The following is a 12,815-nucleotide window of genomic DNA, read 5'->3' as shown; positions in this document are numbered from 1 at the left end:
GAAAATGAATTTACTTATTGACTCTAACGTTGCGTCATACTTTATCGTATGTACTAAGGGGGAGATACAAATGACAATGAGAGTAAAAGAAGTAGCTGATTTAGTTGGAATTAGTGTGCGCACACTGCATCATTACGATGAAATTGGGTTGTTAACCCCAGACGAGACGACAGAGTCTGGATATCGTCTGTATTCCAATGAAAATTTAGAGACATTGCAGCAAATTTTGTTTTTTAAAGAGCTTGGCTTCCCTTTGAAGAAAATTAAAGAGATTATCATGAGTCCATCATTTGATCGCGAAGAGGCACTACAGCTTCATAAGAAGATGCTTCTTGAAAAGCGTGCCAGATTAGATAAGGTGATTGCGACGATTGATAAAACAATTCAGCATACAAAAGGAGAGATTGAAATGACGAATAAAGAGAAATTTGAAGGATTCGATTTCAGCCATAACCCATATGAAGAAGAAGCACGTAAAAAATGGGGAGACGCAGCTGTAGATAAAGCGAACGAATATGCAAAAGGTATGTCAAAAGAGAACCAAGAGGAGTTTAATGCTATTTATAGAAATTTAGCAACGCTTAGACACGATGCACCAGATTCTAAAGAGGCGCAGGCAGCTATTAAAGTATGGTACGATTACTTGCAAAACTTCGGTGAATATTCGTTAGATGCTTTTAAAGGACTCGGTCAAATGTACGTCGCTGATGAGCGTTTTACGAAAAATATCGATAAGTTTGGTGAGGGATTAGCGCAGTTTATGTGTGATGCGATGGAGGTTTATGCGGATCGTAATAAAAAATAAAAAGTAAAACAGGTGGAGATTTTCTCCACCTGTTTTACTTTTTAATCATATCATTCAAAGTCTGATCTCCCGTATTGTTCAAATGAGGATTTTTACTCATTTCTCGTTTTAACATATCGAGGCTTTGTGTATATTCTGTATCATTTAATGCGCCAGATTGAAGCCCTTGAATTTGAGAAATCAACTTTTGGTCTGTTGATACATATGCTTTATAATAGCGAGGAACGATGGACAAAGCAGCTCTATATACTTGATCCGCTACGAGTTTTGGATCCGTTGTGTTTGCACGGTATACAACGAACACTTCATCATCAGTAACGAGTGTAGCAGCGTTTGTAACGTCAGGAAGTTTGACTGTCATGCTTGTAATCATTTCAGCGACCTTCTCGCGATTAATGGCCCCTACTTGTTTGTTAGATACTTCATGCTTTTGTTTAGAAGAATAACCGACTCTTGTGAGTCTTGTATTTGTATTTTCCGTATGATACATGTCGTTTTTATTGGAAACAAGAACACGGCTTCCTTCTTCACGTTCCATTTCAGCTTTGTTCGCTGATTGGCAGCCTGCAAATAAGGAAAGAGTGAGAAGGGAAAGTAAAATTTGTTTTTTCACGATGTATCACCTCCTTCTCCATAGCATGTACTAATTTGCAATTTTTTGTATTTGAAATTGTTGGTTGTTATGCTTTGTGATACGATAAAAAGAAGAATGCTTAGAGAGGAAGTTAATGATGGAGCAAAAGCAAGAGATTCATGCTACGGTGAGCATTAATAATGTTCAGTACGAAGTAATTAAAAACTTTCGTGACGGTTTTAGTGAAGAAGCATTTAAAGAGCGCTATGCAGAAATTTTAAATAAATATGATTACATCGTTGGGGACTGGGGATATGAGCAACTTAGATTGCGCGGATTCTTTGATGATAGTAACCAACGTGCGACATATGATACGAAAATTAGTACGTTAACGGAGTATTTATACGAGTACTGTAACTTCGGTTGCGCACATTTTGTATTACGAAAAGTGAAGAAATAAAAAAATCCTCTTACAATTGTAAGAGGATTTTTTGCATATTTTTGCTTACAAACAAATCGAGATATGATCGCCTTCAGAAAGTATTGTATTTGGCTTCATTTGTTGTCCGTTTAATTGAATATCCCCATTTTTAATTTTATCCACAATGCGTGTACGGCTCCAGTCGGAAATATATGTGGATAAGGCTTTATCGATGCGGTGGGAACCGAAAACAATATCTAATACGATCGTGATTTCGGTTATGCCGCTTTCTTGATGTTGCGTAATGGAAATGATAGTAGTTGTTTCTGGCTGATCCTGCTGCGTCATATCGACTGTTTCAACGTGATCAGTAAATGCTTTATAAATACGAAGTTTTTGATTCCACGTATGGTCTTTCGGACATTTATAAATGGCAAAGCGGTATATGTTTTTTCCGTTGGCGTTATGCCTACGAATATTTGTGTCGGTAAATAGGGTAGTACGTCTGCAATTTTTACAATATTTTTCGATTGTGTTTTGCTCGTTTTCATATAAACTCCAAGAAAGTTGTACTTTCTGCATTTTCCTTCACCTCTTATAGTAGTGGTAAAGGAACGTAATACAGCTATTTGGATGTCTTGTAGTATGAAGGCATGAGAAAAAGACAAGAATAAAAGGAGGTCCCCAAAGAGGAACCTCCGTAAACATCATACTACAGATGCAATACGCTCCTTTGTAATGGGAATGGGCAGACTACTCCCTTGAAAAAGCACGGTGCTTTTTTGAGAGTAATGCTATCCAATTGCTGGTCCATTACAAAGTAGTTGTTGGCATACGTAGATAACGTCCTTTCTATCCAAATAGATTTATTCTTAATTATAACACAAAAGATTGAAAATTCTAAATACTAATGATGAAAAAACACCAGCTAAAATAGCTGGTGCATACGATAAATTATATAAGTTCAAATAAAAATGAGCGTAGTTCTTCTGCAATTTCTTCAGTCATAGAAAATGCATGCTCTAAGTAGCCTGGTTCGTTTAAATCGTCAGCACCGATGATTGCAAATTTATTGCGTTGCATATCAAGGACAATTGTTTTACCGTAATGACGATCGGAGTATAATAGCGCTAAATCGTGACGCTCATTTTCTCCCATAAAGCTAACGAAACGAGTTTTTGTAGCGACAGTATCGTCGTACAGAAAGAAACGTTCTTCCATACACATGGCTCCTTTATTAAATATCTAAGTTTAAGTGTGGTTTATGATCTAAATGGTGATGCGTTTTAATGAATCGTACTGTTCTTGTTTTGTAACGCATTACGATAGAGTATGTTTCAGCTAAATCTCCGCCAAGGAATTTAACACCGTCTAATAACTCACCAGCAGATACACCAGTTGCTGAGAAGATTGCATCATCCCCAGATACTAAGTCATCTAACATAAGAAGTTGACGAGGATCTTCTAATCCCATTTCACGACAACGAGCTTCTTCTTCTTCGTTCATTGGAACTAAGCGAGCTTGCATTTCACCTTCAAGGCACTTTAATGCTGCTGCAGAAATAACACCTTCTGGAGCTCCGCCAATACCTACGAATAAGTCGATACCCGTTCCAGGTAGTGCTGTTGCGATTGACGCACCAACATCACCGTCACCAAATAATTTTACGCGTGCACCTTTTGCACGAACACGGTCAATAATATCTTGATGACGTTCACGTTCTTGAACGATAACTGTTAGATCGCGAATCTTTTTATTGTTAGCTTCTGCTACAATTTCAATTGTTTTTTCAATTGGATCATCTAAGCTAATTTTACCAGCTGCTTTTGGACCAACCGCGATTTTTTCCATGTACATATCAGGAGCATGAAGAAGGTTCCCTTTGTCTGCGATTGCAATAACTGCCATTGCATTTGCAAGACCTTTTGCAACGATGTTTGTACCTTCTAATGGATCAACGGCGATGTCTACTTCTGGACCGTTACCTGTTCCTAGTTCTTCACCAATATACAACATCGGTGCTTCATCAAGTTCTCCTTCACCAATTACAACTGTACCTGCCATGTTTACTGAATCGAACATATCACGCATTGCTGTAGTTGCTGCATCATCTGCTTCATTTTTCTTTCCGCGGCCCATCCACTGTGCGGATGCTAAGGCAGCTGCTTCTGTTACACGGACAATTTCTAGTGCGAGTTCACGTTCCAAGATTCCATTCCTCCAATTTCAAAAATCATACAAATATAACTATAACAAATAACGGAGAAAAGGTGAATTCGAAAAATTGTCGATTTTTTCAGAAGAAAGCGTTACAATTAAAATGTAAATGCTTTAATTTCCAGGTAGGTGACATTCATGTATTTTGTAGACAGAAAGAAAATAGAACAAATGCTAGTATGTTTAGAACGAGCAACAAGTACATTTCAAGAGAAAAAGATATATGAAACCGAGTTTGAATTTTACGCATTAGAGCGCATAGCCCATCTTATTATTGATTGTGTATTAGATGTAGGAAATGCGATGATTGATGGATTTATTATGCGCGATCCAGGAAGCTATGAAGATATTATTGATATTTTAATGGACGAGCGAGTGATAAGTGAAGAAGATGGACAAGGGATGAAAGAAATTATCCTTCTTCGAAAAATGCTTACGCAAGATTATATTCAAATGAATCATGATGAATTATATAAGACGATTCAAAAACATATTGCAGTGGTAGAAAGGTACCCAGCAAATATTCGCAGTTATTTAGAAAAGGAATTAGGACCTGTATCTGCATTTGTACCAGAATAATTATGCTTATAAGATCCCCAGAGAATGCCTTTTGGGGATCTTATATTGTATGTGAGAAAGAAAAGGGAGAAGGGTGAAGTATGGGGGAAGCACGTACTACGAAAGACGAGATTGTACAATTGTTGAAAGTAAAGGGAGAGCACACGGTAGCGGAACTAGCTGACGTTTTAGAGATTACAGAAATGGCGATTCGAAGACATTTAAGTAATCTTGAGAAAGACGGACTCATTTATTCTAAGATGGTAAGGCAACATGTCGGAAGACCAACTTATTTGTATGGATTAAGCGAAAAGGGAGAAGATACATTCCCGAAAGAGTATAAGCAATTTGCGATTGATATGCTAGAAGATTTAGCTCGAATGGGCGATGAAAAAATACTTCGTTACGTTTTAAAAGAGAGAACGAAGCGAATGGAAGAACAGTTACAAAAGAGAGTGAGTAATCAAAAGAATTTAGCATATAAAGTGCAAGAGATAGCAGCTATGCAAGAGAAAAATGGTTATATGGTTCAAATAAAGAGAGATGGAGAGAAATCTTTCGTAATTGAAAAACAAAACTGTCCGTTAAAGGAAATTGCCGAGAGATTCCCGCAAGTGTGTGAAGATGAAAAAGAAATGTATAAGCGTCTATTTACGAACGCAGAAGTGAAAACGCTAGCAAATATGTGCGAGGGCGATTGTAGTTGTTCTTACCAAATAAAAGAGAAAAAATGAACGTTATGGGGCGCTTTAAGGTAAAGCGTTTTTTTCTTTTGGAAAAGCGGGTAATATAAGAGTGGTATGATAAGGTGAGAACGTTAGCATAGAAGGAGAGACATAATCGATGTATAAAGGTTACTTAATTGACTTAGACGGTACGATGTATCGCGGAGAAGAACAAATTGAAGAAGCAAGCGACTTCGTAAAAGCATTAGGAGAGCGCGGCATTCCATATTTATTCGTTACGAATAACTCAACTCGCAAACCGGAACAGGTAGCAGAAAAGCTTGTTCGTTTCGATATTCCAGCGAAAGCAGAGCAAGTATTCACAACGAGTATGGCGACTGCGAACTTCATTTATGAACGTAAACAAGACGCAACTGTATATATGATTGGTGAAGAAGGCTTACACGATGCACTTGTGGAAAAAGGATTTGAACTTGTGGATGAAAATCCTGATTTCGTTGTTGTGGGTTTAGATCGTGACATCACATATGAAAAATTAGCAAAAGCGTGTCTTGCTGTGCGTAATGGCGCGACGTTTATTTCTACAAATGGGGATATTGCCATCCCAACTGAGCGAGGATTATTACCAGGTAATGGTTCATTAACATCAGTTGTAGCAGTATCAACAGGTGTGGATCCAATCTTTATCGGAAAACCAGAATCAATCATTATGGAACAAGCTTTGAAAGTGCTTGGCATAGAAAAGAATGAAGCATTAATGGTTGGGGATAACTACGATACAGACATTTTAGCAGGAATAAATGCTGGTATGCATACGCTTCTTGTCCACACTGGAGTCACAACTGTGGAGAAGTTAACAGAATACGAAGTACAACCGACGCAAGTTGTGCATAACTTGACGGAGTGGATTGAGAAGATGTAATGAAGAAAGCTGTTCCAAACTTTGGAACAGCTTTTTTTCTGATATTTGTTGGCAGCCCGATTGGTGTGGGCTAACATTCAGTTGTGACTAGTGTTGATTTTTATCGGTAAGTCGATATATTTGAAAAATCGCCGATATAATTTTGTTAGAATGCACGATTCACAACGTCTTTCACTTCTTCAAGATATTGCTTACGCACACTGTCATCCACAGAAGGAACACTTGTATAGAATGTATGCTCAATTGTTTCAATGCCTGTAAATTCAAAAATACCAACATCCGCTGTTTTCTTCATTGCATCAAACATGCCACCTGCTGTGTATGCTTCTTTCGTATTTCCCATTGTAGATAATAACAATCCTTTTTTACCGCTTAATAACTTTTCAATACCGTTTTCACCGTAAGCATAAGCGAATCCGTGGCTAAATACACGGTCAACGTATCCTTTTAAAATAGCAGGAAGTCCCGCCCACCACACTGGATAAATGAATGTAATGCTATCAGCCCAAGAGATATGCTCTTGTTCTTCTTTAATATCTTCTGGTGTATTTCCTTGAGAAAATGAGATGAAATCGGAAGCGCCTAATACTGGATTAAAGTTTAATTCGTATAGATCGCGAACGCGTACTTCGTGACCTTTTCCTTCTAATTCACTTTTTACCGTTTCTAAAATCGCATGGTTGAAGCTTTCTGTATTCGGGTGTGCATAAACGATTACATGTTTCATTTTTCTTCCTCCTATTTGTGGATATGTGAATAGCTTTTATGTATTCGTGTAACTATTATGGTTACTTTTTTTGCGAGAGTCAATTTTTCTGACATGAGAAATATTAGTATGTGACAAAAAAATACAAAATAGTAGGAAATTTGTATTTTGAATAGAATATATAGATTGATAAATAGAGAGAGAAGGGGATATCGGGATGAATATTATTGAAATTGAAAGGTTAGAAAAATCGTTTGATATTGGGGATAGTAAAGTGAAAATACTAAAAGGTATTAATATTCAAATTCAAAAAGGAGATTTCGTTTGTATTATGGGGGCAAGTGGATCGGGTAAAACGACCTTACTTCAGTTGTTAGGTGGATTAGATATTCCATCGGTAGGTAGTATTCGAGTTGACGGTACAGAGATTTCAACATTAAAAGAAAAAGAGCTCGCTTTATTTAGAAGGCATAAAATCGGTTTTATTTTTCAGCAGTTTAATTTGATTCCGGTGTTTAGTGCGGAGGAGAATGTAGGATTACCTTTATTGTTAGATAATGTCTCGCAAAAGAAGGCAACCGTGACAGCGGCTCGTTTATTAGAGCTTGTTGGGTTAAAAGGAAAAGAAAAACATTTACCAGCACAGTTATCAGGCGGGCAACAGCAAAGGGTTGCGATAGCAAGAGCTTTTGCAAATGAACCGGCAATTATATTAGCGGATGAGCCAACAGGGGCATTAGATTCGGAAAATAGCAAAAACATAATTGCGGTACTTCGCAATGCGTGTGATGAGTTAGGGCAAACAGCTGTTATTGTAACGCACGACCCGTTCGTAGCGGCTCATGCGGATAAAGTTGTTTTCTTATTAGATGGTGAAGTGATTCATGAACATGCTGAAAGTAAAGGGTGGAAGTTTCGAAATATCCCACAACAAGTTACTCACATTCAAGAGATTATGAATCGCCACTTTAAAGTAGGGGGTAAAGGTGATGCGATGGGTAATTAAGTATGCAGTAAAATCGATGAAACAAAATTGGCTGCGAAATATGTTGATTGCTCTCGGTGCAGCTTTAGGTGTTATGTTAGCGACGATGTTATTGCTAGGAAATCAATCAGTAGAGAAGAGTGTGAAGGAACAAGTAGTAAGCCGATATGGAGATTATAATTTACAATTTGGCTATATAAAAAACGATATGTATTTAAATAATGAAAGTTTAAAGGGAATAGATGGCTTAGAAAATGCTGAGAAAATATCAAAAGCACTTATACCATATCCTTTTCCGCATTATAAAGAGTTATCGGGAAAGCCATCTTATTGGGGTGTTGAGCAAGATTCTCCAGAAATGCATTCTTATAAAATAGTAGAAGGGCGATATCCGAAAAAAGGTGCTGAAGTAGCGCTGACAAAAGGGTATACAGAACGTGAAAATATACGATTGGGAGATACGATTAAACTGCCATTCCCACAACATGGAGAAAAGACTGTGAAAGTCGTCGGCATTTTAAATCCGCCGTTAATGGCGGCAATGGGGCATGGGGCTTATTTTCCAATCCAGTGGCTTCAAAAAGAATTAAATCTACCAAATCAGTTTAATCTCGTTCAAGTGAAAACAGCCGATGTAAATGTGAAAAGGGCGATTGCTCTTGATGTAAATAAGAAGATAGAAAATATAAAGGTGGATCAACGTACTTATGTCGATAAGGCATTTGAACGACTAAATGTAATGAAGCCTTTAATTTTTAGTTTAGGTGGTATTGCCTTATTTGTAGTAGCCCTTTTAATAATGGGAAGTTTCTTCTTATCTGTCAGAAGTCGATTTAAGCAATGGGCATTATTACGTGCACTCGGTAGTAACCCAAATCAAATTATAGTAGTCGTTTTATTAGAGGCTTTATGCATCGGAGCGATCGGATCGTTAGCAGGGGTTATTCTTGGGGCAGGTACGCAAACAATTGCAGCATCATTCATTAACAAATGGGTGAATATTGAGGGGGCAGGGGAAGCATCATTCTCGATTTTAAGTGAGATTTTACTCATTACTTTTTTACTAGGGATTGTTATGTCTATCATAGGGGCTATTATACCAGCTTTCATGGTTAGAAAGATTCCACCAGTTCAAGCACTCCGCCCAGGTCTTCCTAGTAATGAGAAGAAAGAAAAAAGATGGAGTGCTTTTAGCCTTAGCATTTTAATTATTGGTACTGTTATTGGGCTAGCAGGTAGCGTATTAGAGGAGTATATCGGTTTTAATCCAAGTGCGATAGGAGCGCTTTTATTCGCGGTCGGTTTGTTATTTGCGATCCCGTTATTTATTTGCGTGATAGCACCAGTGATTGCAAAACCGATTCAAATGATATTACGAATTGAAACGACGATTAGTAGCCGGAATGTCATTCGTTATCGAAATAAGGCAGCTGTGTCGGTTGCTATACTAGCATTTGGTTTTATGTTAGCACTTGTTGGAACGATGTATGTAAACTCTATGTATGAAGGTATGAAAAAAGGATTACAAAAACATTTACCAGCGGACTTAGTAGTAAGAATTCCAGTAGAGTCGCAAGGAATAGGAACATTACCGTTTAGTTGGATGGAGAAGGTTAAAAAAATTGATGGTGTAGAGACGAGTGTTGGGAATGCTACTGACTTTACAGCAAAGCTTGTGAATTATGACTTTAAAAAAGCGAATCAAGAATGGTATGAATTTATGAAAAAAAACAATTTGAACTCTGATTCAATGGAAGTTGTAGGTAATGATATTGTAGCGTATCAGAAAGTAACAAAGGCGAAAGTGATTGCAGGACAAACTTTAAATAAGCCATTAGAAGATGGTGAGGGAGTCATTACGAAGGAAGTGGCTAAAAATTTAGGGCTTCAGTTGCAAGATACGTTTGAAGTACAAGGAAAGGGAAAAGAAAAACAAACGATTAAAGTCGTTTCAATTATTGAGCAAGGATTAAGGTTAAGAGGGTTAGATGTTTTTGTAAATGAACAATGGGCTCGCGATAAGTTTCACGTACAAGGATATGAAGCGATTCAAATTATGACAAATTCTAATCAGTCATTTGAAGCAATTAAGAAGCAAGTAAAAGAAATTACAAAGAATAAAGAGAATATAGAAGTTATAAACAGTTATGATTTATTGAAAGAACAAGAGCAGTTATTATCGCAAATGATGATGTTAATTAGCTTGTTAGTTGTAATTGTTTTCATTATTTCTGGTATAGGATTAATGAATGCGATAGTAGCAAGTTTACATGAAAGACGTGCTGAAATTAGTATGATTCGTGCGGTAGGAGCTATCCCAAAGCAAATGAGAAGGATCGTTTTATTAGAGGGAACTTTACTTGGAGCGATAGCTGGTTGCATTGGCATTTTTGGTGGGATTTTGTTTAGTTATATAGTGTTATCAAGCTTAGAGTTAACGGTTATTATTATTCCGTATAATCAAGTGGTCATACTGGCTTTAGCTAGCGTGATGCTTGGAGCGGGGGCAGCATTGATTGCGTCATTACAATTAAGAAAGTTCAAATTAAGTGATACTTTAAAAGAGTTATCAGCATAAAAGACTGTTACACACCACTCATACAAAGTACAAAGAAAACAAATAAAATGATAACAATACCAATGCCAAAGTTAAATACGAGAGTACTATCCATATATGTAGCCTCCTTGTTTGAAAGTAAAAAGCACTCTAGTTAAGAGTGCTTTTTTATTTTGAATCTACTTTATAACTTTTAGAAAGTGATTCATGCGTGTCATGATTTACATTATTTTATGTATTTATACTTTGAAATGAGTAAGTCCTTGTTGGATATAGAAAAAAAGACACTCGTTGGAGTGTCTTTTAAGATGACAAAATGTGCCAATTGCTTGAGGTTGATAAGACGCTAATTTCCGTTTTAACGCCTTTTCTCTAATCAAGAAGTGTAGCAACAGCGATTCAAATAAATTGTACCATCTGTTTAACCGCGGTGCGTATGCAATTGTGCATATGATGATCATGAGGTAGGTAATGAACTGTGAATAATTTGAAGTGATTTATTTACGATTTCTTCTGCGGCATATATGCCGATTGCGTCTGTTTTTAAAATATGGGGTTGTAAGTTATCATGCATTGCCCCTAACTCACCATGAAGTGGTGCGAAGGCATGGTTCGCCTTTTCAAGCATGCATAAATCAAGTAAAGAATCCCCAGCTGTAATAATCGTATCTATTTGCAAAATTTCTTTTATATATTGCACGGCGTCCCATTTATTAATTGGTTTTGGTACAAAGTATAGCTTTCTACCTTGAAGTGAATGATTCCAGCCTTGTTTGTCTAACCAGGAAGTGAAGGATGATAATTCATCATAAGGAATGTTCTCCCGTTTAATAATGCAATAATGGAATAGATCATCAGCTGTTTTTTGCGATATAACCCAATCCTTATGAGCTATTTGTCCAAATTCCTTTAGTATGTCGTTTCTCTCTATACATTCAACCGATAGTCTTTCTTTTACTTTCCTGTTCCAAGTACCATCTTGTTTCCCGTTATGAAGGATATTGCCGCCGTTACTTGTAATGGCGTATTCGGGAATGATTTCGTTTTGGAATAAAGCAATACGCTGAAACTGCTTAATAGTTCTTGTTGTAACTGGGATGAAATGTGAGTGCAGTTGTAATTTTTTTAGTAGTAAAATGGTTTTATGTGATATGAAAGAAATTTCTTTCCCATCTATAGTTTCAATGAGTTGAATTGATTCATCTTCTATAGGGGCACGAAACGATTTCCGGGAATAAATAAGCGTCTGATCAAGATCACTGGCGAAAATCATCTTGTTTCCTTCCTAAGAGGCTTAATGAGCCCGCAACATGAATAAGCCATATTCTCATAGATTTCAATTGGGGCATTCTTTTCTTTAGCGAGAAGTAAAATATGCTTTAAATCGGGATTGTTTTGCTTACGTATTAAAATTTTCCACGGTATTCTCCGGAGTAATACACGAGTTGTTTCACCGACTCCTGGTTTAATTAAGTTAATATCGTCAATTTCAAAGTGATTTTGGATAGACTGTATATCTTTTAATCCTTGCCAAGAGGGATCAGTGTAAGTTGAAGTAATATAACGTAATTGATTATCTATATGAGAATGAACAGAAGGGAATAACTCTGTTACCTCATCAACGAAGAAATTTGATAAGTCTTCTTGTTCTAGCTCTTTATAATATTTAACACCATGAAAATCATTTGGACCGATATAGGTGTCATTTAGTACAGTGCGACTAATTAGTCCAGAGACTGTTGTATTTAAGCAAGCGCTAGGAATAAGAAAATCTTCACGTGTACCGTAAATTGAAGTACAGTAACCGGGATCAGCAAGCACAGCCATACAATGAGAAATGTGTGTATTATTTCGTTCGTTAAATGTGTGTACTGCATATTCTAATTCTTTTTTTATTGCACCTTTTCCAGTCCACCCATCAATGAATTGAATTGTTTCTTTAGGGTGATGTTCCAAAATATAATGGAGTGCATTTTCATCAATACCGCGTCCGCGAACAATAGAAATACAATAGTGAGGTACATCAAGGTTGTATTGATAGCGTATGTAGCGTTTGATAAGAATGCCAATAGGTGTACCAGCACGAGCTAATGAAACGAGGACAAGGTTAGTTCCTTTAGTTTGTATAATCTGTTCGGCGACAACTCCAACAGCGATGGCTAGTTTGTGTTTATATTGTTGCAGGGAAGAAAAGAATAAATCCATATACGCTTTAGATGGTTTATATTCCATTGGTAACATTTCGGAATAATGTGTGCCAGCTTGAATTGCTTGTTCTCTAGTTTCCGTGGAACTTTCTTTCATTAAATCACTAATATCTTTTAATAGAAAAATAGCATCATTTGGATTGTAACTACTAATATGAGAATTTACTTTTACCATA

General features: G+C 36.8%; 14 protein-coding genes. 7 read left to right on the top strand and 7 right to left on the bottom strand.

The genetic code is table 11. The annotated features are described in order from the left end of the window. Window positions 1-70 precede the first annotated feature (70 nt). Window positions 71-805: a MerR family transcriptional regulator gene (locus ACTL4X_RS25130; protein ID WP_000178781.1), complete on the top strand. Its 735-nt coding sequence runs from the start codon at window positions 71-73 to the stop codon at window positions 803-805. Window positions 806-839: 34 nt separating this feature from the next. On the opposite strand, the gene ACTL4X_RS25125 is transcribed toward ACTL4X_RS25130, so the two are convergent. Next, the gene (locus tag ACTL4X_RS25125; RefSeq protein ID WP_000744132.1) at window positions 840-1,418 is read right to left on the bottom strand and encodes a YhcN/YlaJ family sporulation lipoprotein; all 579 of its coding nucleotides are present in this window, start codon (window positions 1,416-1,418) and stop codon (window positions 840-842) included. A gap of 118 nt (window positions 1,419-1,536) precedes the next feature. On the opposite strand from ACTL4X_RS25125, the gene ACTL4X_RS25120 reads away from it, so the two are divergent. Beyond that, window positions 1,537-1,839: a YutD family protein gene (locus ACTL4X_RS25120; RefSeq protein ID WP_000435943.1), complete on the top strand. Its 303-nt coding sequence runs from the start codon at window positions 1,537-1,539 to the stop codon at window positions 1,837-1,839. Between the two features lie 45 nt (window positions 1,840-1,884). Here ACTL4X_RS25120 and ACTL4X_RS25115 read toward each other — a convergent pair whose 3' ends face one another. The 3 genes from ACTL4X_RS25115 to glpX form a co-directional block, all read right to left on the bottom strand. Continuing rightward, window positions 1,885-2,382 carry a cytoplasmic protein gene (locus ACTL4X_RS25115; protein WP_151640303.1) on the bottom strand — a complete coding sequence of 166 codons (498 nt, stop codon included), beginning with the start codon at window positions 2,380-2,382 and terminating at the stop codon, window positions 1,885-1,887. A gap of 372 nt (window positions 2,383-2,754) precedes the next feature. After that, window positions 2,755-3,021, bottom strand: a complete 267-nt coding sequence (locus ACTL4X_RS25110; protein WP_000392606.1) for a DUF3055 domain-containing protein — start codon at window positions 3,019-3,021, stop codon at window positions 2,755-2,757. Window positions 3,022-3,037: 16 nt separating this feature from the next. Continuing rightward, entirely contained in the window at window positions 3,038-4,009 is a 972-nt protein-coding gene (gene glpX / locus ACTL4X_RS25105) for a class II fructose-bisphosphatase (RefSeq protein WP_000439090.1), read from the bottom strand. Between the two features lie 147 nt (window positions 4,010-4,156). Between glpX and ACTL4X_RS25100 the strand changes: the two genes are divergently transcribed. From ACTL4X_RS25100 to ACTL4X_RS25090, 3 genes are all read left to right on the top strand, one after another. Beyond that, window positions 4,157-4,597 carry a DUF86 domain-containing protein gene (locus ACTL4X_RS25100; protein ID WP_025686790.1) on the top strand — a complete coding sequence of 147 codons (441 nt, stop codon included), beginning with the start codon at window positions 4,157-4,159 and terminating at the stop codon, window positions 4,595-4,597. Window positions 4,598-4,677: 80 nt separating this feature from the next. After that, window positions 4,678-5,310, top strand: a complete 633-nt coding sequence (locus ACTL4X_RS25095; RefSeq protein WP_000503345.1) for a helix-turn-helix transcriptional regulator — start codon at window positions 4,678-4,680, stop codon at window positions 5,308-5,310. Between the two features lie 109 nt (window positions 5,311-5,419). Continuing rightward, window positions 5,420-6,184, top strand: a complete 765-nt coding sequence (locus tag ACTL4X_RS25090) for a TIGR01457 family HAD-type hydrolase (protein ID WP_000276467.1) — start codon at window positions 5,420-5,422, stop codon at window positions 6,182-6,184. A gap of 145 nt (window positions 6,185-6,329) precedes the next feature. Here ACTL4X_RS25090 and ACTL4X_RS25085 read toward each other — a convergent pair whose 3' ends face one another. Further along, window positions 6,330-6,911, bottom strand: a complete 582-nt coding sequence (locus ACTL4X_RS25085; RefSeq protein WP_000683439.1) for an NAD(P)H-dependent oxidoreductase — start codon at window positions 6,909-6,911, stop codon at window positions 6,330-6,332. 196 nt (window positions 6,912-7,107) lie between these two features. Here ACTL4X_RS25085 and ACTL4X_RS25080 point away from each other — a divergent pair, with 196 nt between their 5' ends. Beyond that, complete coding sequence (locus ACTL4X_RS25080) at window positions 7,108-7,896, top strand: ABC transporter ATP-binding protein (RefSeq protein WP_144560822.1); 789 nt, start codon at window positions 7,108-7,110, stop codon at window positions 7,894-7,896. Next, window positions 7,880-10,453 carry an FtsX-like permease family protein gene (locus tag ACTL4X_RS25075; RefSeq protein ID WP_134266036.1) on the top strand — a complete coding sequence of 858 codons (2,574 nt, stop codon included), beginning with the start codon at window positions 7,880-7,882 and terminating at the stop codon, window positions 10,451-10,453. The genes ACTL4X_RS25080 and ACTL4X_RS25075 overlap by 17 nt, the downstream gene beginning before the upstream one ends. Before the next feature lie 436 nt (window positions 10,454-10,889). On the opposite strand, the gene ACTL4X_RS25070 is transcribed toward ACTL4X_RS25075, so the two are convergent. Further along, window positions 10,890-11,705 (bottom strand): HAD family hydrolase, encoded by an 816-nt coding sequence (locus ACTL4X_RS25070; RefSeq protein WP_000575372.1) that lies wholly within the window; start codon window positions 11,703-11,705, stop codon window positions 10,890-10,892. After that, on the bottom strand, window positions 11,702-12,814 hold the full coding sequence (locus ACTL4X_RS25065) for a cysteine protease StiP family protein (protein WP_144560823.1): 1,113 nt from the start codon (window positions 12,812-12,814) through the stop codon (window positions 11,702-11,704). The genes ACTL4X_RS25070 and ACTL4X_RS25065 overlap by 4 nt, the downstream gene beginning before the upstream one ends. Window position 12,815: the final 1 nt, after the last annotated feature.

It is taken from the genome of Bacillus sp. RE35 (genome assembly GCF_052146655.1).
GTDB classification, from domain to species: domain Bacteria; phylum Bacillota; class Bacilli; order Bacillales; family Bacillaceae_G; genus Bacillus_A; species Bacillus_A cereus.
Note: the sequence above shows the minus strand (reverse complement) of the source record. Positions and strands in the feature narration are given on the sequence as shown.

What these genes read in the sequence shown, in the direction of transcription:
- ACTL4X_RS25095 (WP_000503345.1), top strand. Translation starts at nt 4,678, where the DNA reads ATGGGGGAAGCACGTACTACGAAAGACGAGATTGTACAATTGTTGAAA.
- ACTL4X_RS25120 (WP_000435943.1), top strand. Translation starts at nt 1,537, where the DNA reads ATGGAGCAAAAGCAAGAGATTCATGCTACGGTGAGCATTAATAATGTT.
- ACTL4X_RS25085 (WP_000683439.1), bottom strand. Translation starts at nt 6,911, where the DNA reads ATGAAACATGTAATCGTTTATGCACACCCGAATACAGAAAGCTTCAAC.
- ACTL4X_RS25080 (WP_144560822.1), top strand. Translation starts at nt 7,108, where the DNA reads ATGAATATTATTGAAATTGAAAGGTTAGAAAAATCGTTTGATATTGGG.
- ACTL4X_RS25100 (WP_025686790.1), top strand. Translation starts at nt 4,157, where the DNA reads ATGTATTTTGTAGACAGAAAGAAAATAGAACAAATGCTAGTATGTTTA.
- ACTL4X_RS25070 (WP_000575372.1), bottom strand. Translation starts at nt 11,705, where the DNA reads ATGATTTTCGCCAGTGATCTTGATCAGACGCTTATTTATTCCCGGAAA.
- ACTL4X_RS25110 (WP_000392606.1), bottom strand. Translation starts at nt 3,021, where the DNA reads ATGGAAGAACGTTTCTTTCTGTACGACGATACTGTCGCTACAAAAACT.
- ACTL4X_RS25065 (WP_144560823.1), bottom strand. Translation starts at nt 12,814, where the DNA reads ATGGTAAAAGTAAATTCTCATATTAGTAGTTACAATCCAAATGATGCT.
- ACTL4X_RS25130 (WP_000178781.1), top strand. Translation starts at nt 71, where the DNA reads ATGACAATGAGAGTAAAAGAAGTAGCTGATTTAGTTGGAATTAGTGTG.
- ACTL4X_RS25090 (WP_000276467.1), top strand. Translation starts at nt 5,420, where the DNA reads ATGTATAAAGGTTACTTAATTGACTTAGACGGTACGATGTATCGCGGA.
- ACTL4X_RS25075 (WP_134266036.1), top strand. Translation starts at nt 7,880, where the DNA reads ATGCGATGGGTAATTAAGTATGCAGTAAAATCGATGAAACAAAATTGG.
- ACTL4X_RS25115 (WP_151640303.1), bottom strand. Translation starts at nt 2,382, where the DNA reads ATGCAGAAAGTACAACTTTCTTGGAGTTTATATGAAAACGAGCAAAAC.